This is a genomic window from Phytohabitans kaempferiae (assembly GCF_042433955.1).
GTDB lineage: Bacteria > Actinomycetota > Actinomycetes > Mycobacteriales > Micromonosporaceae > Phytohabitans > Phytohabitans kaempferiae.
Genome location: NZ_JBHLUH010000089.1, coordinates 136,769 through 159,588 on the forward strand (window position 1 = coordinate 136,769; position 22,820 = coordinate 159,588).

Below are 22,820 nucleotides of genomic sequence, written 5' to 3' on the forward strand. Positions count from 1 at the left end.
CCCGCCCGTCAGCACCGTGCCGCCGGACCCGCGCGTACGTTCACGGCCGCCGTCGTTCGCTGGCGGCGCGGCGCAGCTGATTCTGCTGCTAGCCCGACGCGCAGAGCTTTTGTGGTCAGGGTTCGCGTTCGCGGACAGGTCCGCACTCGCGTGTGGTGGCCCCCCGGATGCCGGTGAGCCGAGGGGAGTGTGCCGGCGATGCGGCGTGAGCTGGATGATCTGTGCAAGCCTGCCGTGGCTTTCGCCGGAAATGTTGCGGCGTGTCCTGGCCGTCACAGGGCTCTTTCGGGGAAGGAGCCCTATGCGGGCGGCGCGAGAGGGCTGTTTCCCGGAATTAGCCCTTTCGGTGCCGCGGAGTGAGGGCAGGTCTGGTTGTGGATCGCGCAGGGTGAGGCTGCGGGAGCGGCGGTCTGGACCTGGCCTGGACCGCGACGGACGTCGCGGCAGCCCTCCTAGGGGTAGCGGCCGGCGGTCGCGTTGAGCCGGAGCGTGTAGACGGTGCTCGTCGCGGTGATGAACATGTCGTTGCGACGTGGCCCACCGAACGTCAGGTTGGAAACCACCTCGGGCACGCGCAGCTTGCCGATGAGCGTGCCGTCCGGGGCGAAGCAGTGCACGCCGTCGTGCGCGGCGATCCACACGTTGCCCCGGTGGTCCAGGCGCATGCCGTCGAAGCTCCCGGCGCCGCAGGTCGCGAAGACGTCGCCGCCGGTGAGTGTCCCGCCGTCGGTGACCTCGAAGAGCCGGACGTGCTCGCGCCGCGTGTCCACGATGTACAGCCGCCGCTCGTCCAATGTGAACGCCAGCCCGTTCGGCCGCACGAAGTCGTCGGCCACGAGGCGCACCTCGCCGCTGCCCGGGTCGATCCGGTACACGTTGCAGGCGCCGATCTCGCTCTCCGAGTGGTAGCCCTCGTAGTCGCTGTCGATGCCGTAGCTCGGGTCGGTGAACCAGATCGAGCCGTCCGAGCGCTCCACCACGTCGTTCGGGCTGTTGAGACGCTTGCCCTCGTATCGGTCGGCGAGCACCGTGACCGAGCCGTCCGGCTCGGTGCGGGTGACCCTGCGGTTGCCGTGCTCGCAGGTGACCAGCCGGCCGCGCCGGTCGACCGTGTTGCCGTTGGAGTAGCCGGAGGGCGCGCGGAAGACGCCGACCGCGCCGGTGGTCTCGTCCCACCGGAGCATCTGGTTGTTGGGGATGTCGCTGAAGACGAGGTAGCGTCCGGCGGCGAAGTAGGCCGGCCCCTCCAGCCACCGGCCGCCGGTGTGCAGCCGGGTCAGGTACGCGTCGCCGCCGTACCCCGCGAAGCGCTCGTCCAGCACCTCGAATCGGGCCTCGATCACCTCCCGCACGCCCGTCCTCGTTTCGCCGGCCGGATCCGTGGCACACTGCGCTCGGTCATGGGGCTGAGCCTGCCAGGTCAAGATGCCGGCCGGTCCGCGACCCACTGGCGGCGACCTGCTCGGGCGTACCCTCGGCGACCACCTCGCCGCCCGCGGACCCACCGCCGGGGCCGAGGTCGACGACCCAGTCGGCGGCCCGCACCACGTCCACGTCGTGCTCGATCGCCAGCACGGTGTTGCCGGCGTCGACCAGCCGCTGGAGCACACCGAGCAGCCGCACTGTGTCCGCCGGATGCAGTCCGGTCGTCGGCTCGTCCAGCAGGTACAGCGTCCGGCCGGTGGAGCGCCGGGCCAGCTCCTTGGCGAGCTTGATGCGCTGCGCCTCGCCGCCGGAGAGCGTGGTCGCCGGCTGCCCGAGCGGCAGGTAACCGAGCCCGACGTCGTCGAGCAGCCGCAGTCGGGTCGCGGCGCCGGCGACGTCGGCGAAAGCGGTCAGCGCGTCGGCCACGGTCATGTCCAGCACCTCGGCGATGTCGTGGCCCTGGTACCGCACCGCGAGCACCTCCCGGTTGAAGCGGCGCCCCCGGCACGACGGGCAGCGCACCTCCACCGCGGGCAGGAAGTGCATCGACACGCTCAGCACGCCCGCGCCGGTGCACCGCTCGCAGCGTCCGCCCGGCACGTTGAACGAGAAGTGTCCGGCAGAGAGAGATCGTTTCCGGGCGTCGTCGGTCGCCGCGAACGCCTCCCGGATCGGCGTGAACAGGTCCGAGTACGTCGCCGCGTTGGACCGCGGGATACGCCCGATCGCCTGCTGGTCGATGGTCACCACCTTGTCCAGGTGCGCCCAGCCGTCGATCCCGTCGTGCGGGCCGGGCGGGTCGCCCGCCCCGTGGAAGTGCCGCCGGGCCGCCCGGTCGAGGATGTCGAGCAGCAGCGACGACTTGCCCGAGCCGGAGGGGCCGGTGACCGCGACGAGGAGGCCGAGTGGCAGCCGTACCGTGACGTCCTTGAGGTTGTGCGCCCGGGCGCCGCGGATGACCAGGGCGCGGTCGCCGGGCGGCCGCCGGGCCGCGGGCGCCGTCACTCCACGCCGGCCCGCGAGGTGGTCGCCGGTCACCGAGCCCGCGGTGGCGGCGACCTCGTCCGGGGTACCGGCGGCCACGATCCGCCCGCCGTCCCGCCCGGCGCCGGGTCCGACGTCGATCACGTGGTCGGCCGCGCGCAGCACGTCGAGGTCGTGCTCGATCACGAGTACGGTGTTGCCGAGGTCGCGCAGCTGCCGCAGCACCTCGACCAGCCGCACTGTGTCCGACGGATGCAGCCCGATGGTGGGCTCGTCGAGCACGTAGAGCACGCCGGTGAGGCCGGAGCCGAGCAGCGCGGCGAGCCGGAGCCGCTGGGCCTCGCCGGCCGAGAGCGTCGGCGTGGCGCGTTCGAGCGTGAGGTACTCCACGCCGACGTCGACCAGCCGGCGTACCCGCTCCCGCAGGTCGACCACGACCGGCTCGGCGAAGAGCCACTCCTCGGCGGTGACCAGCTCCGGTATCCGGGCGACCTGCTCGGCGAGCCGGTCCAGCGGCATCCGGGCGGCGTCCACGATGGAGAGTCCGGCCACGGTTACCCGGCGGCTCTCCGACCTGAGGCGCGTACCCTCGCAGTCCGGGCACGTCTCGGTGGTGAGGAACTGCTCCATCTTCTCGCGGTAGGCGGTGTCCTCGACTCGCTCGGCGTACCTGCGCAGCACGTTGGTGAGCACGCCCTCGAAGCGTCCACGCCCGACGGTGGTGGGCGGTGCGGTGTCCGGAAAGTGCCGGCCGAACTCGGCGCTCCCCACGCCGTGCAGCAGCAGGTCGCGGGCGGGCGGGTCGAGGTCCTTCACCGGAGTGGCCGGGTCGAACGCGAGGCCGTAGTGGCGGGCCGCCGCCGCCAGCACGCGGACGTTGTGCTCCACGGCCGCGCGTGGCCAGCCGAGGACGGCACCGCCGTCGACGCTCCGCTCCTCGTCCACGAGGCGGGCGGCGTCGGCGCGGTGGACGGTGCCGATGCCGGTGCAGGTGGGGCAGGCGCCGGCCGGCTTGTTGAAGGAGAAGTGGCCCATCACGAGGTTGGGCACGGGGGCGCCGCAGTGCGGGCAGGGGAGCGCGTCGGTGGCCGCCTCGTCCCAGTCGTCCTCGGTCGCGAGGTCGTAGGCGGGCGGCACGCCGGCGCCGCAGGCCGGACAGGGGCGGTGGCCGATGCGGGCCCAGAGCAGCCGCAGGTACGTGAAGACCTCGGTCGCCGTGCCCACCGTCGACCGGGGGCTGCGGTTGGTGAGGTGCTGGTCGATGCTGATCGAGGGGGAGAGGCCGGTGATCGAGTCGACGGCCGGCTTGCTCACGAAGGCCGTGACGATCCCGAGCGACTCCATGTACTGGCGCTGCCCCTCCCGGTGCAGCGTGTCGAACGCGAGCGTCGACTTGCCCGACCCGGACAGCCCGGTCAGCACGACGAGCTTTCGCTTGGGGACGGCGAGCGTCACGTTCTTGAGGTTGTGCAGCCGCGCCCCGGTGACCGTGATCCATTCCATGCTTAAAGTTTCTCATTGAAGCTCCTGTGGAGACTTTCTCGCGCATTTCACCCGTAAGCTGGGCGGCAACCCTCAACACGGGGGCGAAGGAGGCGGTGGAGTGCGGACGGTGGACCTGGCCCGCGCGGCGGGCGTCTCGACCCAGCAGATCCGCAACTACGAGGACGCGGGCGTGCTGCCCCCGGTGCCGCGCACCGCGAGCGGCTACCGCACCTTCGACGAGCGGCACCTGAGCGCCGTGCTCACCTACCGCGCGCTCGCCGCCGGCCACGGCCCGGAGCCCGCCCGCGCCATCATGCGCACGGTGCTGGCCGGCGACGTCGCGGGCGCGCTGGCCCTGGTCGACGCCGGCCACGCCGGGCTGCACGAGGAGCGCGCCGCGCTGCGCGCGACGGCGTCAGCCCTGGAGGCGGTGGCCGCCCTGGTCCCCCCGCCCGCGCCTCCGGCGGCCGCCCCTGCCGTGGACAGCCCTGGCCCTGTGGAGCGCGTCGCTGTGGGCGGCGCTGGCCTTGTGGGCGGCGCCGTTGTGGACGGGCCGGGTCCTGTGGGCGGCGTTGCTGTGGAGGGCGTTGGTCTTCTGGGCCGCGTCGCTGTGGACGGCGCTGGCCCTGTGGATGCGGCTGCTGTGGACAGGCCCGGTCCTGTGGATGGCGCCGCTGTGGATCGGGCGGGCTCTGTGGGCGGTCTCGGTGGGGGACAACCCTCGGCCCGCGTGGAGGCGGGCCGGGCCGCCGCGAGTGTCGAGCTGAGCGTGGGGGAGCTGGCGGCGAAGCTCGGTGTGCGGCCCTCCGCGCTTCGCGTGTGGGAGGCGGCGGGCCTGCTGGAGCCGCGCCGCGAGCGGGTCACCGGATACCGCCGCTACGGCCCCGCCGACGTCCGCGACGCCCAGATGATCCGGATGCTGCGCCAGAGTGGCTACCTGTTCCCGCAGATCGCGCCGATCCTCGACGGACTGCGCCGCACCGGCAGCAGCGAGGCGTTGCGCGAGGCGGTGGCCCGCCGCCAGGCCGAGCTGACCCGCCGCTCAGCGGCCCTCCTGGACGGCGCCGCTCACCTGAGCCGCCACCTGTCGCTACCGCCCACCTGACCCGCCGTGCGGGGGCCACTGCCGTCCGGTACCCCGCGCCGGGCGAAGCGGACTTCCGCGTGCCGCGCGGGACGGGCGTCGACGTCTCGCTCCAGGTGGCCGAGACGCCGGCGATCGCGCGCAGGCTACGCGATCTCGGCACCACGTTCGTGCGGCACCACGTCCACAGGCGACACCGGCGGCTGGCTCCGGCGTTCCACCAATGTCGCCGAGCTGGACGTCCCCGCCCGGCGCCCTCGGCGTGGACGCGCCAGGTGCATCCCTCTTGTCAAGATCATCCCGCCTGCCGCCAACGTCCTGGCCGGGTCCAGCTAGGGTGGGCCGAGCGCCGCGTGCCGGTGGCGGGCAGCGTCAGGCATGGAGGCGCCGAAACGAAAGGTCGACGTGGTCGTCCCCGACCGTGCCACCGCACTCAGCATCCAGCTCGCGCAGACCCATGACGCCCTCCGGGACCGGATCCGTGCCCTGCGCCGACAGCTCGCCGCCGGAAACCTGAGCGACGACTCAGCCGCGCGGACCGCTCTGCTCGCACATTGCGTCGGCTTCTGCGACGCGTTGGACATCCATCACATCGGCGAGGACGACGGGCTCTTTCCCGCGCTGCGCCGGGAGTTTCCCGAGCTCGCCCCGACCGTCGACAAGCTCGCCGAGGACCACTGGCTCATCGCCGGCCTCCTGCGACGGGTCCGCGACCTGGCCGACCGGGCCGCGGCGGGCGCCGACGCCACGTCGATAGTGGGCGAGCTCGACGGGCTCATGGCCATCATGGACTCCCACTTCGCCTTCGAGGAGCGGCGCGTCAGCGCGGCCATCGACGCGCTGGCGGCGACTCGCGACGCCATCGGCGCGGACCGGTGGCTTGCGGCATGGGAGGCGTAGGCGCGACCCTACGCGGGCCGGTCACCCCACCGGTTGGTGGGGTGACCGGCGTTTCGCAACTCCGGGGCCGTGTCGGATATCCGTCGGGCGGATTGTGGGGAACGCCGGTAGATTCCTTGGCGCGGCGAGCCAGCCGCTTGGGGTCGTGGGGAGATCGTCGGGAACTTGTGATCGCAGCCTGCTCGTGGTGAGCGGACGCCTGGTGCCGGGCCGGGGCTTGCAACGCCCAACGGCGGCACCGCCTCCCTGGCGCGGCCATCACCGGCGGTGAGCGACTCTCGGCGGCGCTTCCCTTGGTGATCGGGGTGCCCCGCTCGGCACTGGGAACCGTGCGGGGCGCCCCGGTCACGCCCTCGGGCCGGTGGCCCCACCCTCACCGAGACGGCCGGTGGCCTCACCCCACCCCTCACCGAGACGGCCGGTGGCCGCCTGGTCACGCGCCCGGCCGATCCCACCGACAACGCCACGCCCGCGGGCCGGTCGGCGCCGCCCGCGGGCCGGGCGCCGAGGCTCGCCGAGACGGCGGCAGGCACGGAGGGTCGCGGCGGCCCGACCGGCGGCACCGTCGAGTGCGCGCCGTCTCGCCTGAGCACCGCACCGGCTCCGGGCGCTCGAAAGCGTCGTGGGGTCTGCCCGGGTAAGTTCGTGATCGGTTAACTTTCCCGTCCGGGTTGATGCTCCGGAGCGTCTGCGAGGAGGGCTCGATCAGTGCGTGAGCGGCCGTACATCCTGCTCAGCTGCGGCATGTCCATCGACGGATACCTGGACAACGCCGGCGGAAAGCGGCTGCTGCTCTCGAACGACGCCGACTTCGACCGGGTCGACGACGTACGGGCGAGCTGCGACGCCATCATGGTCGGCGCGGGCACGGTGCGACTGGACAACCCACGGCTGCTGGTGCGTTCGGCCGAACGTCGTTCGGAGCGTGTCGCTCGCGGGCTTCACCCCACGCCGCTGAAGGTGACGCTGACCGGGCGCGGGGAGCTTGACCCGTCGGCGGACTTCTTCGGCGCGGGGGATGTGGACAAGCTGGTGTACTGCTCCAGCGAGGCTGTGGACAGCACCCGCAAGCGGCTCGGCGACCTGGCGACGGTTGTGGATGTCGGCGAGCCTGTGGACTTCTGCCGCCTCCTCACGGATCTCCACGACCGCGGCGTACGGCGGCTGATGGTCGAGGGTGGGGGACGGGTACACACGCAGTTCCTCACGGCCGGGCTGGTCGACGAGCTCCACCTGGTGATCGCGCCCTTCTTCGTCGGCGACTCGCGGGCGCCCCGGTTCGTGGGCGACGGCGCGTTCCCGTGGGGGCCGGAGCGGCGGGCGGCGCTGGTGGAGGTGCGGCAGATCGGCGACGTGGTGCTCCTCCGGTACGCGCTCTCCGACCGTTTCGAGAAGGAGGCGCTCGCCGAGGACCTGGCTCAGCGGGCGCGTGCCGGCGATACCGCGACGTGAGGCGCACGCAGGCGGTCCCGCCGACCGGGCGGCGGACGGCGGGGACGAGCGGACCGACACGCGTTCCCATCGATGGGATGGACAGGCACACGCGCCGCGGGCCGGGGAGGGTTGAGCCGTGGTGACCAGGGTGGCCATGTGGTCCGGTCCGCGCAACGTCTCGACGGCGTTGATGCGCAGCTTCGGCTCGCGGGCGGACACGCTGGTCGTGGACGAGCCGCTGTACGCGTACTACCTCTCCACAACCGGCATCGACCACCCCGGGCGGGAGGACGTGCTGGCCAGCCAGCCGCGCCGCTGGGCGGACGTCGCCGCCGCGCTGACCGGCCCGCTGCCCGCCGGCGTCAGCGTGTACTACCAGAAGCACATGGCGCACCACCTGCTGCCGGAGGTCGGGCGCGACTGGCTGGCCGGGCTCGCGCACGCGTACCTGATCCGGGACCCGGCCCACGTCGTCGCCTCGTACGCCAAGGTGCGCGGCGCGCCCACGCTCGCCGACCTCGGGTACGCGCAGCAGGTGGAGCTCTTCCGGACCCGCGGAGGGCCGGTGGTCGACGCCGCCGACCTGCTACGCGACCCCGCCGGCGTGCTGAGCCGGCTGTGCGCGGCGCTCGGCATCGCGTTCGACCCGGCGATGCTCGGCTGGGCGCCGGGTCGCCGTGACACCGACGGGGTGTGGGCGCCGCACTGGTACGCCGGAGTTGAGGCGTCCACCAAGTTCGGGTCGTACACACCTCCGTCCGGCCCCGTGCCGGACCGGCTGGCGCCGCTTGTGGACGAGGCGCGACCGTACTACGACGAGTTGTACGCCCACCGGGTCTAGGTGTATCCGGTCGTGCCGTTGGTCGCGGGCGGCTGATCGGGGGTCCTCCCTAGACCACGGGCGTGCCGTTCGCCCGGGCGTGGGCCACGTAGATGTCCGCGATCCGGCGGGTGACCGGGCCGACCCCGCCGGTGCCGATCGCGCGCCCGTCGATCTCCGTCACGCCGGCGACCTCGCCCATCGTGCCGGTGCAGAAGACCTCGTCCGCCGTGTACATCTCGGTGAGGCTGAGGTCGCGCTCAGTCGCCGCGATGCCCACCTCGGCGGCGAGGCGCAGGACCGTGGCGCGCGTGATCCCCTCGGGACAGGCCACCGCCCACGGGGTGGACAACCCTCCATCGTGTACGGCGAACAAGTGCGTCGCGTTCGTCTCCGCGACGAAGCCCCGCCCGTCGAGCATCAGCGCGTCGTCGGCGCCCGCGACGTTCGCCTCCATCTTGGCGAGGATCGAGTTGAGCAGGTTGTTGTGGTGGATCTTCGGGTCGAGCACGTCCGGGCCGGGGCGGCGCACGCTCGACGTCGCCAGCCGCAGGCCGCTCGTGTCGTACACCGGAGGTTTGTGCTCGGCGAGCACGATGAGCGTGCAACCGCTCTGGTTGAGGCGCGGGTCCATGCCGCTGGTCACCTTCACGCCCCGGGTCAGCGTCAGTCTGATGTGGACGCCGTCGCGCATGTCGTTGGCGCGCAGCGTCTCGACCACGGCGGCGGTCACCTCCCGCGGCGAGGGGATGGCGGCGAAGCCGAGCGCGGTGGCCGAGCGCCGCAGCCGGTCGAGGTGGGCGTCGAGGCCGAAGATCCGCCCGTCGTACAGGCGGAGCCCTTCCCACACCGCGTCGCCGCCCTGGACCACTGAGTCGAACGGCGAGACGCCCGGCTCGTCGCGGTGGCGGAGCACGCCGTCGACCCAGTACCTGATGTCGGCGTTCCGCTCGTCGTAGCGCTGCAACATGATGCCGACGCTAGCGCGCGCGGCCCGGCCCGCGGCGGACCCGGTGGCGTCTCGGCCTGCCGCGGGGCCGGCGGCAAGGTGGGCGCCGCGGCGGGCTTCGGTGCAAGGGCGTCCGGGTCCGTCTCCGTGTTACACCTCGCGCGGCGTCTTCGCACCAACCGCGAAACCGGAGATCCACAGGGCGGTCGGCCTGGTGTAGACCCCAGTCGATGGCACTACGGTGTCCGGCATGCGACACCTCTGGACCTTGCTCGCCGCCGTCCTGATCGCGCCGCTCGCCTGGCTGCTGCTCGCCTACGGGCAGGACCGCTCGCTCCAGGCGTTCCTGAACGAGGACGCCACGGGAGTGTTCGATGGCGGGGACTTCCTGCGTCCCGTGCTGTGCCTGGCCGCCGCCGGCCTCCTGCTGGGACTCCTGGGGACGCTCCGCTTCTCGCCCGCCGGCGCGGTGCTCACCGGGCTGGCGTACACGGCGAGCTACCTCGCGCTGCTGTTCGATCCTGACGCCATCCTCAACTTCCTCCCTGGGCAGATCTCCCTCGGCGGGCGGGAGGCCGACGTCACGACGCCGCTGCGTACCGGCTCGGCGATGGTGCTCGGTGTCGCCCTGCTGCTGGCTGTGGCGAGCGCCGGACGGTGGCGCCGGTCCGCCACGGGGGCGGATGTGGACGAGCCACCGGCCACGCCGGACGAACGCCCACTCGGTGCGGAGGGTCTGGACATGACGCCGGCGCCGTACCCCGAGGAGCGGGACTGGGTACCGGTGGGGGCGACGCGGAGCTGGTCGGCCGAGGGCGCGCAGAGCCTGCTGCCGTCGCAGCGGCAGAGCCACTGGCAGGATCTGGCCCAGGACTCGGACCCGGGGGCGAGGCGCTGGCCGACCGCTCAGTAGCGGGGGCGGGGGCTGTGGATTCCGTGGGCGCCCCAGGTGTCCACAGCCTCCGGACGGACCCGGATGGGGCGACCGATCAGGACGAAGCGGTGCCGGCCGTGGCGACCACTGGTGTGTGGCGGCTCCACTCGACGGCCGAGGGAGGCGCGACCTCCACCGGTGCCGGCGACGTGACGACCTGGCGCACCGCCGGCACGACCACCTGCGACGTGACGACCTGGCGCACCGGCGACACGGCCACCTGCGACGTAGCGGCCGGCCGTGCCGGCGGCGTGACGACCTGCGGCGTGGCCGCCTGTGGCGTCACGGCCCGCGGCGCGGGGCGCAACCACCGCACGAGCAGTACCGCGGCGCCGGGCAGGCTGGCGGCGAAGGCGAGCACCCCGTACACGACCGCGACCGTCAGGCCAAGGCTCGGGCTCAGCCCCGCCGCGCCGAACGCCCACGCGGTCACGCCCTCGCGCGGTCCCCAGCCGCCCACGTTGAGAGGGAGCAGCATCGCCAGCAGCGCGAGCAGCATCAGCGGCGCCAGCCGGGCGACCGAGGCCGTGGCGCCGGCGGCGCGGGCGGCCACCAGGAACGTCGCCAGATGCCCCGCCATCACCACCGCCGACGACACCAGGATCCCCGGCCACACACGGCGGGCGAGGAGGCCGCGGCGGACGTCGGCGGCGGCCGTACCCAGGGCTCGGGTGACCAACGACGTGCCCCGCCGGCGGCGGGCCCACGCGACCAGGGCGAGGCCGGCCACGACCGCGAGCACGACGGCGGCCGCCGCCTGGACGAGCCGGTCGCGGGGGACGATCGGCGAGGGGACGACGAGCAGCACCGACACGCCCACCACCACGAAGACGACGGTGCCGGCCGTGCGTTCGAGCACCACCGCGCGCACGCCGCGGCCGACGTCGCCGGTGTCGCGGCCGTTGCGGACCGCGCGGTGCACGTCGCCGAGGATGCCGCCGGGCAGCGCGGCGTTGAGGAAGATCGCGCGGTAGTAGTCGGCGACCGCGCCGCGCAGCGGGAGGCGGATCCCCAGGCCACGGGCCACGAGGCACCACCGCCACGCGCTCAGCACCGTGGTGAGCAGGCCGATCCCGAGGGCGGCGAGGAGCGTGCCGCCGTCGATCACGCGCAGCCCGTCGAGGAACGCGCCCGTCCCGAGCCGCCACACCAGCACGCCCAGGATCGCCAGCCCTCCGAGCACCTTGACCCAGGCCCACACCGATCGCGACACACAGCCCTCCCTCTTCGAGGCGTTCCCCCGCTTGTACGGGAGCGGCCCCGCCGAGGGTTCATCCGGACAACGGCGCAAGTGCCAGCAGGTCGCGGTGGTCGATCGTCGCGCGCAGGTCACCCTCCGCGGTGGCATCCAGGCGCCTCCGCAGATACGACCCGGCGGGTTCGCCCAGCTCAGGCCGTTGCTCGACCGCCGCGCCGACCCAGCCGCGCAGCCACTCGGCGATGAGCGCGGCGTGTTCGGGGCCGAGCCGCCAAGGGCTGGGCTGCTCCATCACCATCGCCCCGCGCCGCTCGAACGCCTCCGCCGCCGCGCCCGGTGCGTCGGGGCCGAGCAGGGCGCGTGTGCCGTGTATCCGACGCTGGTGGTCGTTGAAGGCGTCCTCAAGTTCGCCGTCCAGCGGGTCGGCCGGCGACAGGTCGACCCGGCCGGCGACCGAGAGTGTGAACAGCGCCGAGCTTCCCGCGCCGACGCACGCCTCGGCCAGCCCGTCGACCTCCTCCGCGGTGAGCAGGTCGAGCAGCGCCGACGCGGTGACCAGCGAGGCGCCGGCCAGGTCGGCGGCGGTCAGGCGGGTCACGTCGCCCTGCCGCGTCTCGACCGTGACCAGCGGGAACTGTGCCATCCCGGACGCCGCGAGCGCGAGCAGCGCGGGGTCGCGGTCGTGCATGACCCAGTGCTGTGGACCGCCGAGTCGCGGTGCCAGCCACCGCCCCATCGAGCCGCTGCCGGCGCCGAGGTCGCGGATCACCGGGCGGATGGTGCCGGCCAGGCGGTCGCGCAGGGGGTCGAGCAGCTCGACGGCGCGCGCGTTCGCGTCGGCCGGCTCTCGCAGGGCGAGCCACCCCGGGCTGAACTCACTCACCGGACCTCCTTCATCCATCACCAGGCTGGGACGTAACGGTGCCATTCCTCCGCGCGACGCCGCTGGAGCGTGTGCGGGACGCCGGCGTCGGTGCCGCGTGTGCGGCGACGACCTGCGCCATCAGGTCGGTGACGTTCCCGGCTACCCCGGTATGGGGGCCTCCGGCCCTGCCGTGCCGCTTCCGCAGCCGGCTCACAGTGCCGCCAGGATGCCGGAGAGGGCGCGTGCCGTCGTGTCCCATCCGTCCAGTGTGGATCGACGGGCACGGGCGGCCGTCCGGAGCCGGTCCCGCAGCTCGCCGGACTCCAGCCACCGCCGGAGCGCGTCGCCCAGGGCTTCCGGATCGCCCGGCGGCACGAGGATGCCCGGCCGGACCAGGTCTGCCGCGAGGCCGATCGCGGGCCCGGCGGCCGGCGGCCGCTTTGAGCGGTCGGTGGTCGGGGCGCGACCCGCCATCTCGGGGGCGGGCACCGCGCCGAGTGCCTCCGGTACACCGCCGACCGCCGTCGCGACGACCGGCACGCCGCGGGCGAGCGCCTCGGTCACCACCATGCCGTACGTCTCGGCGTGCGACGGGAGCACCAGCAGGTCCGCCTCCGAGTAGGCGGCGTCCAGCGCGGCCCCCGCCAGCGGCCCGGCGAACGTGACACGGCCGTCGAGTTCGGCCGCGGCGGCCATCACGCGGGAGGCGTACGCGGGGTCGCGGTCGAGCGAGCCGGCGAACGTGCACGACCACGGCAGGTCGCCCACGGTGGCGAGCGCCGCGACCAGCACGTCCTGCGCTTTGCGGGGGGTCACGGCGGCGACGCAGAGCAGGCGGCCACCATCGGCCGTACCGGCGGAGAGGGGTGCGCCGTCCACACCTGGCGCGGCCACGCGTACCCCGTCGAGGTCGTGGAGCGCGGCGAGCCGGCGCGCGGCGCCGCCGCTGGTGGCGATGACCGCGGCGGCGGAGCGGAGCGTCGCGCGCTCGCACGCGTCCAGGTCGGTGTCCCCGCCCTCGTCGACCAGCGGCAGGTGGACCAGCACGGCGACCCGCAACCGGGCGGCGGCGGGCACCACCACCTCGGGCGCCGCGCAGGCGACCAGGCCGTCCAGCAAGGTGAGGGCACCGTCAGGCAGGGCCGACAGCAGCTTCGCCAGGCGGGCGGTCGCGGTGGCGCCGGGGCGGGGCCAGGCGCCGTCCACAGCGTGCTCGACGACGCGCCAGCCGAGCCCGGCCAGGTGCTGGCACGCCCGCCGGTCGTAGAGGTTGCCGCCGCTGGGGGAGACGGGGTTGTCCACACCGCCGGGAAGGACGACGTGCAGGTCCCTCACAGGGTCCGCTCGTAGCTCGCCCACGCCGCGTGCGACTCGTGCAGCGTCACCGTGATGCCGGCCAGGCCGCGGGCGCCCTCGCCCAGGGCGCCCGCGTGTACCCGGTCGGCGAGGCGGTCGGCGATCACCTTGGCGAGGAACTCGGTGGACGTGTTGACGCCGGCGAACGCGGGCTCGTCGTCGAGGTTGCGGTAGTTGAGGTCGCCGAGCACCTCGCCGAGCTGCGTGGTGGCGAGGCCGATGTCCACGACGATGTTGTCGTCGTCCAGCTCGGGCCGGCGGAACGTCGCGTCCACCACGAACGTCGCGCCGTGCAGCCGCTGCGCCGGACCGAACACGTCGCCCCGGAAGCTGTGCGCGACCATGATGTGGTCCCGGACCGTGATGCTGAACAACCCCTCAACCTCCTGCGGTGTCGTAGCGGACGAGGTGGCACAGCGCGGGGATGCCCCCGCCGGCCAGCTTGGGGAGCACCTCGGGCAGCTCCTCGAAGGCTGACTCGCCGGTCAGCAGCGCGTCGAACGCGGGGTCGGTGAGCAGCTCCAGCGCGAGGGCGAGCCGGTCGCCGTACGTGCGCCGCCCTTTCTGTGCCGGCGACACCGTGCCGACCTGGCTGCTGCGCACGGTCAGCCGGCGGGAGTGGAAGTGCTCGCCCAGCGGGATGGTGACCTGGCGGTCGCCGTACCAGCTGAGCTCCAGCACGGTCCCCTCCGGGGCGAGCAGCTCCAGCGAGCGGGCGAGCCCGGCGGCGGTGGCGCTGGCATGGATGACCAGGTCGCGGTCGCCTGCCGCCTCCTCGGGGGTGGCGAACCCGACGCCCAGCGCCGCCGCGGTCTCGGCGCGCGCCGGGTCGGCGTCGACGAGCTGCACACGGGCGCCGGGGAAGCGGGCGAGCACGGCGGCGACCGAGCACCCCACCATGCCCCCGCCGACCACGGCGATCCGGTCGCCGACCAGGGGTGACGCGTCCCAGAGGGCGTTCACGGCGGTCTCCACCGTGCCGGCGAGCACGGCCCGCCGGGGCGGCACCCCGTCCGGTACGGGCGTGACCGCGGACGCCGGCACGACGTAGCGGGTCTGGTGCGGGTACAGGCAGAAGACCGTGCGCCCGACCAGCTCCGGCGGGCCTTCCTCCACAGCTCCGACGTTCAGGTAGCCGTACTTGAGGGGGGCTGGAAAATCGCCCTCCTGGAACGGCGCCCGCATCGCCGCGTGCTGGCTCTCCGGCACGCCGCCCCGGAACACGAGCGTCTCGGTACCCCGGCTCACGCCCGACCACAGCGAGCGGACCAACACCTCGCCCGGACCGGGGGGCTCCAAGGCGACCGGCCGGATCTCACCGTGCCCGGGGGCATCGAGCCAGAACGCTCGACCACGGAGCGTCATGGATCTCCTTCCGCGAGCGGTGAACCAAACCGGCCCGATTCCCGTTTTTCAGACCGTGGGCCCTGGTAACCATACGTGGTGGGGCTCTAGCCGCCCAGACAACTACGGAGGAACGTTGACCGTCAGCGACCGGCCCCTGGAAACCACCCCGTCCGTCGAAGGGCACACGACAGGGCTGGCGGTGCAGTTCCTCCTCCTGGGCATGCTGGCCGCGGGCGTTGGCCTCAACGCCGCGGGCTGGGTCGTCGGCTCGGTGTACGCCTTCGGCACCTGGCTCTTGCTCGGTCGCGCGCTGCGCCGCTCCGGGACCACGTTCCTCGGTCCCGCCAACCAGGTCACCCTGGCCCGCGCCACGCTGGTCGGAGGGGTGGCGGCGCTGGCCGCGGACTGGCTCACCGGCCACGCCGTCCCGGTCGCCGTCTTCGTGACCCTCGCCGCGGTGGCGCTCGCCCTCGACGCCGTGGACGGCCAGGTGGCGCGCCGTACCGGCAGCACCTCAGCCCTCGGCGCCCGCTTCGACATGGAAGTTGACGCCATCCTCATCTTGGTGCTCAGCGCGGTCGTCGCCCAGACGCTGGGCCTGTGGGTACTCGCGATCGGCGTGTTCCGGTACGCCTTCGTGGTGGCGAGTTGGGCACTGCCGTGGCTGCGCGCCGCGCTGCCGCACCGCATGTCCCGCAAGACGGTCGCCGCGATCCAGGGCATCGCGCTGGCGGTGGCGAGCTCGGGCCTGCTGCCGTTCGCGCTGACGCTGGCGGTCGTGGGCACGGCGCTGGCGCTGCTGGTCTGGTCGTTCAGCCGCGACGTGGCGTGGCTCTGGCACGCACACCAGATCCGCCGCTCCGTGGCCGCCGGCTAGCTAGTGCGGTGGCCACTAACGTTCACCGGCTGACCGGCGGCCTTCGGCCGCTGGTCAGCCGGGCCGGCGAAGCCGGCAAGGGTTGGTGGTCGCCGCACCAGCGTCGCGCCCACGTCCGGCGCCCCGCCCAGGGCGCCCCGCCCAGGCCGCGCGGCGGGCCGGGTCCAATGTGGCCGCCCGGCCAGCAGGAGGCCAACCGGGCGGGCGCTACGACGCGTACGCCTCCAGCTCGGAGAGTTGACCCGCGGGCCAGCCCGTGTTGGCGGTGATGTGCACGCGCACGTAGCGCACGCTCGCCGAGGGGAAGGTGAGCGTCACCGCGTTTCCGGTGGCCGGGTTGAAGGTGCGCCCGCCGGAGGCGACCAGTGTCGTGAAGGCGGACCCGTTGGCGCTGCCCTGCACCGAGAGCGTCTGCGTGCGGGTCGCCCACGCGGCGGCCGGCGGGAGCTTCAGCACCACGCGCCCCACCGACAGGGCCGCGCCGAGGTCCACCTGGATCCACTGTGGAAACGCGTTGTTGGCGCTCTCCCAGTAGCTGCCCGCGTTGCCGTCCACCGCGTTGGCCGGGGCGAAGCCGCTGTTCTGGCTGCTGGCCGTCGCCGGCTTCCCAGCCGCCAGGTTGACACCGGGCTGTGGACCGGGTCCGCCCGCGACGACCGGGGGCGTGGGGCGCACCGGGGTGAGCGCGAGCTGGCCCTTCAGCATCCGGCCGCCGTCCGCGGTGATCCGCAGGTAGTAGTCGGCCGAGCAGAACGTGCCGTCCTCGTCCAGCGGCCGGATGCCGGTGCCGGCCGGCACGGTGGCCGCGGTCTCGGCGGTCTTGGCGATCTGGTTGCCCTCGTTGTACTCGTCGAACATCGAGATGTAGATGCCCTGGCAGCCCAGCCGAACCATGTTGTAGAAGTGCCGCCAGTAGAAGTCGCCGTGCGCGCGGGCGCCGGTGGACAGGTCGCCCGGCATCACGCAGGGCTGGTAGTCGATGCCGTGCGCGTCGCAGTCGGCCTGGTCGGGCACGTTGACGTTGGCGTAGAACCAGTCCAGCCCGTCGAGCGTGCCGGTGCGGCCCACCATCCAGGGCGAGATCATGTCGAACGCGTGGTAGACGTCGAGGAAGCCGGGGCGGGAGTCGTTGATGCCCTGCCGCCAGTACGTGGGCACGCCGCCGATCACGTAGCAGCCCTGCGCCTTGAACCAGTTGACCACCTCGAGGCAGGGCGCCGGCGCGAACGGGCGGCCCGGGTCGTTGAAGCCGAAGCCCCAGACGCACACGACCGGCTTGCCGCTCTGCCGCGCGTACGCCGGGGACGCGGTGTGCGCCGACATCTTGGTGGTCCAGTCAACTTTCAGCTCGGACCGCATGCTGGTCCAGCTCGTGACGTCGTACATGATGTAGAACTTGCGGCCGAAGCGCTCCGCCGCGTCGCGGACCTTGAGCGCCATCGCGTCGCGGGTCGGCCCCTCGTCGCCGAACGGGTTGAACCGCTGCAGCGCCGCCGTGTCGCACCCGTGCTCCCGCATCCACCGGAAGTGCGTGTCGACGGTCTGCTGGTCGTACGAGGAGAAGAGCTGGGCCGGCTGCCCGTTGCCGAGGTTGGGGTAGGCGGTGGTGTAGCCGTGCGTGTACTCGCGCATGTCGGGCCAGGAGACGATCGTGGTGTTGCTCGGCGAGGGCGGCTGGAAGCGGTCGCGGCTCCAGTGCCACCAGCCGCCGATCGGCGCGCCGTCGCCGGGGCAGGAGAACCAGCCCTGGTATCCGACGGAGATCTTCCCGACCACGTCGCCGGGCGGGCTGGCGGCGCTCGCGGCGCTGGTGAAGGCCGAGACGATCTCCGAGGCCGACACAGCGGCCAGCGCGGAGCCGGCGGCGACGGACGTGACGAAGCTGCGGCGCGATACCGCCATGGCGGCGCTCCTTCGGGGTCGGCGTACCTGAGGCGGCCATCAACTTTCATGGATCGCCCCGGGAGCGATGGGATTGACGGCCATCGTGCCAGGACCCGACACATCCTCGCAATAGTCGAATCAACACACGAAACGTCCGAACAAGAAGCCCGCAAAATCCGCGTGGCGCAGTGAGCATGTGGGCGACACCTCGGGCGCGGCCCTGCCGCACCGGATGCGTCCCCGGCGGCCGCCCCGGGCGCGGGCCAGGCATCGCGGACCGGTCGGCGCGCTCGCCCGTACCCGGGAATCCTGAGCGTGCGCCCGGCGTTGCGGATGCGGCGTCGGTCGGAGGACTGGACGCGGTGTGGAAGGGAGGACCAAGGTGAAGGTTCGTAGCTCGCTACGTTCGCTGGCCCGCAAGCCGGGCGCGGTGGTGGTCCGCCGCGGTGGCCGGGTGCGCGTGCTCAACCGGCGCGACCCCCGGTGGAACGGCCGCCAGGGCTGACGCCGGACGTGACTTGAGGGAGGGCACGTGACGGAGTCGCCGTGGAGCGTCGCGGTGGTCGGGCCAGGTGGCGTCGGCGGCCTTGTCGGCGCGGTGCTGAGCCGGGCCGGACATCCGGTGGTGTACGTGGCGCGGCCGGACACGGCGGCGGCGCTCACCGCCGGCGGGCTGGCCGTGACCAGCGCGCAGTACGGCGATTTCCACGTGCCCGCCACCGCCGTGCCGCGGCTGACCGCGCCCGTCGACGTCTGCGTGGTCGCGGCCAAGGCGACCGGGCTCGACGCCGCGCTGGAAGGCGCGCCGGCCGAGGCGCTCGGCGCGGGCCTGGTGCTGCCGTTGCTCAACGGCGTCGACCACCTGGCCGCGCTGCGCGAGCGCTTCCCGGCGGCCCAGGTGCTCGCCGGCTCGATCCGGGTCGAGTCGACGCGGGTCGGGCCCGGGCGGATCGCGCACACGAGCCCGTTCTGTGCCGTCGAGGTGGCCGGTGACCTCGCCCCGACCGCCCGGTTGGAAACGCTCGCCGCGCAGCTTCGCACGGCGGGGATCGACGCGGTGGTACGGGATTCCGAGGCGGCGCTGCTCTGGGACAAGCTCGCCTTCCTGGCCCCGCTGGCACTGCTGACGACGGCGTACGCCGGGACCGCCGGCGAGGTGCGGGAGAAGCACCGCGCCGACCTGGAGGCGGTCGCCGGCGAGGTGGTGTCGGTGGCGCGGGCGGCCGGGGCCACAGTGGACACCGCTGCGGTCCTGGGGCTCTTCGACCGCGTGCCGCCTGGGATGAAGTCGTCGATGCAGCGCGACGTCGAGGCCGGCCGCCCGGCCGAGGTCGACGCGATCGGCGGTGCGGTGCTGCGCGCCGCGACCCGGCACGGCGTCGACGCGCCGGTGACCGCCCGCCTCGTCGCCGAACTGCGCGAGCGCGGCATCTGACTCTCCGCCGGGGCGGCGCGGCCCGCGCGCCTGCGGCGTTCGACTCTCCCGCTTTGGGGACGCGGTGCCCGCCTGCGCTGGTTCTCAGATGCCGGTGACCGGCATCTGACCGCCCGACTCGGCCGGCGCAGGCGCCGGAGCCGGGGCACGGCCAGCCAGCCCGCACGGGCCGGGAGCCGTGTCCGTCCGGCCGCGCCGGCTCCGACGTCTCCGTTGGATGGCGACCCGAACGGGGGCCGGAACGGAGAGGAGCGCGGATGTCCACGCGTACGTTGCTGTGGTGCGGGGCGGCGGCGGGTCCGCTGTTCGTGGGTTCGTGGCTGGTGCAGGCGCTGACCCGGGACGGGTACGACCCGACGCGCCATCCGGTCAGCCTGCTGGGCCTCGGCGACCTGGGGTGGGTGCAGATCGCCACGTTCGTCGCCTGCGGCGGGCTGCTGCTGGCCTGCGCGAGCGGGCTGCGGCGGGCGCTGCGCCCCGGGCGGGCCGGCACGTGGGGACCGGTGCTCGTGGCCGCCAACGGGATCGGGCTGATCCTGGCCGGCGTCTTCGTCACGGACCCGGGAGCGGGTTTCCCGCCCGGGGCGCCGGCCGGGGCGCCCGAGCGGATCAGCTGGCATGGGGCGCTGCACGAGCTGGGGTTCGTGGTGGCGGCGGTGTCGTGGCTGGCCGTGTGCTTCGTGCTGCGGCGCCGGTTCGTGGCGGACGGGAGGCGCGGCTGGGCTGTGGCGTGCCTGCTCGCGCCGGTGGTGTACGTCGTCGTGGCCGCCTGGCCGGACCTGGAGAGCCTCAGCCTCCGCCTCGTGCTGGGATCGGCCCTCTCGTTCGCCTTCCTCGGCGCGGTCGCCGTCCGCCTGGCTGCCAGCGGGCGGCCAGGCGCACCGACGGCGCCGATGACGCCGCCGGCCGCCGCCTGACCGGCGCCTCAGTCAGTGGCCGCTCAGCCGAAGCGCGCGCCTGAGCGGCGCCCCCGCCGGCAGCCGCCCCTGACCGACGGCCCAGCCGCCTGACCCGCTGACCGACCGCTCAGCCGCCTGACCGCTGACCGGCGGGTCAGGTGGCGTTGCCGCGGACCGCCCACGCACGGGCGGTGAGCGCGATGGTGCCGTCGGGGTTGGCGGGCAGGCGGTCGCGGAGCAGGTCGCGCAGTGCGGCGCGGCGTTCCTCGCCGAGCGACATCGCGTACGCCGGGGCAGCGCCCTGCCCGCCCAGGAACGGCTCCCAGTAGTCGGCGAAACCGGTGAACACGGTGGGGATGTCGATCGCCTCGACCGAGGCGCCGCGCAGCCCCGCGTCGCTCCACAGTGCACGCAGCGGCCCCGGCCGGCAGATCGGGAAGCGGCGACCCTCGTGATGCTCGGCGCCGTCCGGGTCGAGCGCGACCGCGGCGTCCCAGAAGTGCCGCATCAGCTCCATGCCCTCGGCGTAGTCCCACACGTACGCGGCGACCACCGCGCCCGGGGCGGCCACGCGGGCGAGCTCGGCCGCGGCCACCTCCGGCGCGGGCACGAAGTTGAGCGCCAGGCCGCTCACCACCACGTCGTACCGGGCGGCGGGCAGCGGCAGGGCGCGCGCGTCGCCGGCCAGGAAGCTGACCCGCGGGTCAGCGACCTGCGCGTGCGCCGCGGCGAGGAAGCCGGTGGACGGGTCGACGCCGGTCACCTCGGCCGGCTCGGTGAGGGTCAGCACGGTCGCGCTCAGCGCGCCGGTGCCGCACCCCACGTCGAGCCAGCGCCGCCCGGCCGGCACGTCGAGCCAGCGCACGAACGGCGCCGCGACCCGGCGGCTCCACCGCCCGACGTACGCCTCGTAGGCGTCGCCCTGTGCCCACACCTCGCGTGCCACCGCACCACACTATGCGTTGAGGGGCCGGGCCATGACGAGGTCGCGGCGTACTCCGTCGGGCAGGATGCCGTTCACTTCGCCGGTGTAGCGGAAGCCGTGGCGGGCATAGAGCGCCTCGGCGGTGGCGTTGCCTTCCACGATGCCGAGCCTCATCTCCCGCGCGCCGGTCGCCCGCGCCCAGGCCACGACCGCGCCGACGAGGCGGTCGCCGACGCCCTTGCCGCGCGCCACCGGGTCGACCCACACCGAGTGCAGCCACACCACGTCCGGGTCGTCCTCCGGAAAACCGCTGGCCATGCCCACCGGCCGCCGGTCCAGCAGCGCGACGAGGTTGAGCGAGGTGGGGATCGCCAGGCGCTCGCGCCACCGCTCCTCGCGGTCGCCCTCGCCCTGCCACTCGGCGAGCGTGGTGCGGAACGCGTGCGCCGCCTCGCCCAACGCCCGGTGCCGCAGCTCCCGCCACAGCCGCCAGTCGTCCGGCCCCACCTCGACCAACTCGACCCCCGCGTCCATGCGACCGACACTGCCGCGCCGGGCGATCTTCCGCCACCCGTTTCGGGCTAGCCTCGGTGGCATGGAGGTCCTCTCGAACGCCGGCCGGTACACCCCACCTGACCCGGGTCAGGACGGGCGTTACACCGAGGAGCTGCGCGTGCCGGACCTGAGCGTCGGCACGTACTGCCTCCCGGCCGGTGGCGTGGACACGCAGCGGCCGCACACCGAGGACGAGGTGTACGTGGTCGTCTCCGGCCGCGCCCGGCTGACCGCCGACTCAGGGACGGTGGAGGTGGGCCCGGGCGCGGTGGTGTTCGTGCCGGCGGGCGAGGGGCACCGCTTCACCGACATCGCCGAGGACCTGACGGTGCTGGTGTTCTTCGGCCCCGCGGAGTACACGCGCCGCTGACCTGTGACTCAGCCGCGCTGCAGCAGCAACGAGACGCAGAGCAGCGCGAACGAGCCGGTGGTCAGCACCACGCGGACCCAGTTGAACGCGCGCCAGCGGGCCTCGTCGAACTCGCGCCGCACCTGGGCCAGGTCGCCGATCCGCTCCAGGTCGCCGGCCGCCTTGATCGCGTCGTTGCGGGGCACGTTCACCGCGATCGTGATGACCACCACGGCGAGGTACAGCACGAACGCGACCGCGATCCACGGCAGCGCCCGCCGCCCGGCCGCGCCGAGGTGCAGCGCGCCGGCCAGCCCTGTGAGGACGAGCGCGCCGAAGAAGAACGCCATGAACAGCGGGTTGATGATCGCGCGGTCGATCTGCTGGAACGCCCCGACGAATGTGCGGTCGTCCGTCCTCCCCAGCCCCGGCATGATCGTGTTGGCGAAGAGGCCGAACACGCCGGCCATGACGCCGGTCGTCATGGTCGCCAGGATCAGCACGACCGCGGCGAACAGCGAGCCGCCGGCCGACTGCTCGGCGGCCAGCTGCCACGCGGCGGGAGCGGTCACGCCACCATCCCACCACACCGCCGTGGTCGAGGTGGACACGAGCCGCGGCGGCGCGCGTGGGCGGCAGTCCACCGTGGACGGCCGGGCGCGCCTGGCGGCAGCGGCGGGCCAGCTCAGGCATGGGGCCGCGAAGCGGCACCGCGTCAGTCCAGCCACCAGCCCTCTCGTCGGTCAGGCGGTAGTAGCGGCGCAGCCGGCCGTCGACCGCCCCCTCCCGGTCGACGGTGAGCAGCCCGTCGTCGGTCAGCCGGTCGAGCGCCGCGTAGAGCGTGCCGGCGCGCAGCGCCAGCCGCCCGCCGGAAAGCTCGCCCACCGCCCGCATCACGCCGTATTCGTGCAGCGGGCGCTCGGCCAGCGCGGTGAGTATGAAGAACGTCGGCTCCCGCATCGCCATGGCGGGCGACGTGCCGTCGATCGGCATGTGCCGTCAATCGGTACTAGACGAGTGATGCGGGGAGGGGGCTGCGGAAACAGGCAAGGGCCTCGATGATCGACGTTGCTGAGCAACGATGACCTTGGAGGCCACGTGCACGTCGATCTGGA

At 73.8% G+C, this 22,820-nt stretch carries 21 protein-coding genes and 2 pseudogenes; 10 read left to right on the forward strand and 13 right to left on the reverse strand.

All coding sequences use genetic code 11. The features are described 5' to 3' along the window. Positions 1–452: 452 nt before the first annotated feature. Together ACFFIA_RS39820 and uvrA are read right to left on the reverse strand one after the other, a co-directional pair. Entirely contained in the window at positions 453–1,352 is a 900-nt protein-coding gene (locus tag ACFFIA_RS39820) for an SMP-30/gluconolactonase/LRE family protein (RefSeq protein ID WP_377261802.1), read from the reverse strand. A 46-nt stretch (positions 1,353–1,398) separates the two neighbouring features. Then, entirely contained in the window at positions 1,399–3,912 is a 2,514-nt protein-coding gene (uvrA, locus tag ACFFIA_RS39825) for an excinuclease ABC subunit UvrA (RefSeq protein ID WP_377261804.1), read from the reverse strand. A gap of 100 nt (positions 3,913–4,012) precedes the next feature. Between uvrA and ACFFIA_RS39830 the strand changes: the two genes are divergently transcribed. The 4 genes from ACFFIA_RS39830 to ACFFIA_RS39845 all read left to right on the forward strand — a co-directional run bounded on the left by ACFFIA_RS39830 (position 4,013) and on the right by ACFFIA_RS39845 (position 8,153). After that, complete coding sequence (locus ACFFIA_RS39830; RefSeq protein WP_377261806.1) at positions 4,013–4,999, forward strand: MerR family transcriptional regulator; 987 nt, start codon at positions 4,013–4,015, stop codon at positions 4,997–4,999. Between the two features lie 357 nt (positions 5,000–5,356). Continuing rightward, on the forward strand, positions 5,357–5,878 hold the full coding sequence (locus ACFFIA_RS39835) for a hemerythrin domain-containing protein (protein WP_377261808.1): 522 nt from the start codon (positions 5,357–5,359) through the stop codon (positions 5,876–5,878). Positions 5,879–6,586: 708 nt separating this feature from the next. After that, a complete protein-coding gene (locus tag ACFFIA_RS39840) occupies positions 6,587–7,330 on the forward strand; it encodes a RibD family protein (RefSeq protein ID WP_377261810.1) in 744 nt (247 codons plus the stop codon). Positions 7,331–7,451: 121 nt separating this feature from the next. Then, a complete protein-coding gene (locus ACFFIA_RS39845) occupies positions 7,452–8,153 on the forward strand; it encodes a sulfotransferase-like domain-containing protein (protein WP_377261812.1) in 702 nt (233 codons plus the stop codon). A 49-nt stretch (positions 8,154–8,202) separates the two neighbouring features. Here the strand turns inward: ACFFIA_RS39845 and ACFFIA_RS39850 are convergent, their stop codons facing one another. Continuing rightward, positions 8,203–9,102, reverse strand: coding sequence for an aminotransferase class IV (locus ACFFIA_RS39850; protein ID WP_377261814.1), 900 nt, complete (start codon positions 9,100–9,102; stop codon positions 8,203–8,205). 229 nt (positions 9,103–9,331) lie between these two features. Here ACFFIA_RS39850 and ACFFIA_RS39855 point away from each other — a divergent pair, with 229 nt between their 5' ends. Continuing rightward, entirely contained in the window at positions 9,332–9,994 is a 663-nt protein-coding gene (locus tag ACFFIA_RS39855; RefSeq protein WP_377261816.1) for a hypothetical protein, read from the forward strand. Between the two features lie 322 nt (positions 9,995–10,316). Here ACFFIA_RS39855 and ACFFIA_RS39860 read toward each other — a convergent pair. From ACFFIA_RS39860 to ACFFIA_RS39880, 5 genes and pseudogenes are all read right to left on the reverse strand, one after another. Further along, positions 10,317–11,228: pseudogene (locus tag ACFFIA_RS39860) on the reverse strand (lysylphosphatidylglycerol synthase transmembrane domain-containing protein); the annotation flags it as partial. Positions 11,229–11,286: 58 nt separating this feature from the next. Next, entirely contained in the window at positions 11,287–12,114 is an 828-nt protein-coding gene (locus ACFFIA_RS39865; protein WP_377261818.1) for a class I SAM-dependent methyltransferase, read from the reverse strand. 174 nt (positions 12,115–12,288) lie between these two features. Beyond that, positions 12,289–13,413, reverse strand: a complete 1,125-nt coding sequence (locus ACFFIA_RS39870; protein WP_377261820.1) for a glycosyltransferase family 4 protein — start codon at positions 13,411–13,413, stop codon at positions 12,289–12,291. Beyond that, positions 13,410–13,808 carry a 6-pyruvoyl trahydropterin synthase family protein gene (locus tag ACFFIA_RS39875; protein WP_377261822.1) on the reverse strand — a complete coding sequence of 133 codons (399 nt, stop codon included), beginning with the start codon at positions 13,806–13,808 and terminating at the stop codon, positions 13,410–13,412. Before ACFFIA_RS39875 ends, ACFFIA_RS39870 begins: the two co-directional genes overlap by 4 nt. A 4-nt stretch (positions 13,809–13,812) precedes the next feature. Continuing rightward, complete coding sequence (locus ACFFIA_RS39880) at positions 13,813–14,799, reverse strand: zinc-dependent alcohol dehydrogenase (RefSeq protein ID WP_377261824.1); 987 nt, start codon at positions 14,797–14,799, stop codon at positions 13,813–13,815. A gap of 115 nt (positions 14,800–14,914) precedes the next feature. Between ACFFIA_RS39880 and ACFFIA_RS39885 the strand changes: the two genes are divergently transcribed. Further along, positions 14,915–15,658, forward strand: coding sequence for a CDP-alcohol phosphatidyltransferase family protein (locus ACFFIA_RS39885; protein WP_377261826.1), 744 nt, complete (start codon positions 14,915–14,917; stop codon positions 15,656–15,658). Positions 15,659–15,865: 207 nt separating this feature from the next. Here the strand turns inward: ACFFIA_RS39885 and ACFFIA_RS39890 are convergent, their stop codons facing one another. Beyond that, on the reverse strand, positions 15,866–17,560 hold the full coding sequence (locus ACFFIA_RS39890; RefSeq protein ID WP_377261829.1) for a glycoside hydrolase family 99 protein: 1,695 nt from the start codon (positions 17,558–17,560) through the stop codon (positions 15,866–15,868). Between the two features lie 364 nt (positions 17,561–17,924). Between ACFFIA_RS39890 and ACFFIA_RS39895 the strand changes: the two genes are divergently transcribed. The 3 genes from ACFFIA_RS39895 to ACFFIA_RS39905 all read left to right on the forward strand — a co-directional run bounded on the left by ACFFIA_RS39895 (position 17,925) and on the right by ACFFIA_RS39905 (position 19,894). Continuing rightward, complete coding sequence (locus ACFFIA_RS39895) at positions 17,925–18,047, forward strand: 50S ribosomal protein L36 (RefSeq protein WP_377261831.1); 123 nt, start codon at positions 17,925–17,927, stop codon at positions 18,045–18,047. Positions 18,048–18,074: 27 nt separating this feature from the next. Beyond that, entirely contained in the window at positions 18,075–18,977 is a 903-nt protein-coding gene (locus ACFFIA_RS39900) for a ketopantoate reductase family protein (protein ID WP_377261833.1), read from the forward strand. Between the two features lie 257 nt (positions 18,978–19,234). Beyond that, positions 19,235–19,894 (forward strand): DUF998 domain-containing protein, encoded by a 660-nt coding sequence (locus ACFFIA_RS39905; protein WP_377261835.1) that lies wholly within the window; start codon positions 19,235–19,237, stop codon positions 19,892–19,894. Positions 19,895–20,030: 136 nt separating this feature from the next. On the opposite strand, the gene ACFFIA_RS39910 is transcribed toward ACFFIA_RS39905, so the two are convergent. Both ACFFIA_RS39910 and ACFFIA_RS39915 read right to left on the reverse strand, forming a co-directional pair. Then, the gene (locus tag ACFFIA_RS39910) at positions 20,031–20,822 is read right to left on the reverse strand and encodes a class I SAM-dependent methyltransferase (RefSeq protein WP_377261838.1); all 792 of its coding nucleotides are present in this window, start codon (positions 20,820–20,822) and stop codon (positions 20,031–20,033) included. Between the two features lie 9 nt (positions 20,823–20,831). Beyond that, on the reverse strand, positions 20,832–21,335 hold the full coding sequence (locus ACFFIA_RS39915) for a GNAT family N-acetyltransferase (protein ID WP_377261840.1): 504 nt from the start codon (positions 21,333–21,335) through the stop codon (positions 20,832–20,834). 61 nt (positions 21,336–21,396) lie between these two features. On the opposite strand from ACFFIA_RS39915, the gene ACFFIA_RS39920 reads away from it, so the two are divergent. Next, positions 21,397–21,726, forward strand: a complete 330-nt coding sequence (locus ACFFIA_RS39920; protein WP_377261842.1) for a cupin domain-containing protein — start codon at positions 21,397–21,399, stop codon at positions 21,724–21,726. A gap of 8 nt (positions 21,727–21,734) precedes the next feature. Here ACFFIA_RS39920 and ACFFIA_RS39925 read toward each other — a convergent pair whose 3' ends face one another. Continuing rightward, positions 21,735–22,277: an anthrone oxygenase family protein gene (locus ACFFIA_RS39925; protein ID WP_377261845.1), complete on the reverse strand. Its 543-nt coding sequence runs from the start codon at positions 22,275–22,277 to the stop codon at positions 21,735–21,737. A 40-nt stretch (positions 22,278–22,317) separates the two neighbouring features. Beyond that, a pseudogene (locus ACFFIA_RS39930) lies at positions 22,318–22,665 on the reverse strand (PadR family transcriptional regulator); the annotation flags it as partial. Between the last annotated feature and the right edge of the window lie 155 nt (positions 22,666–22,820).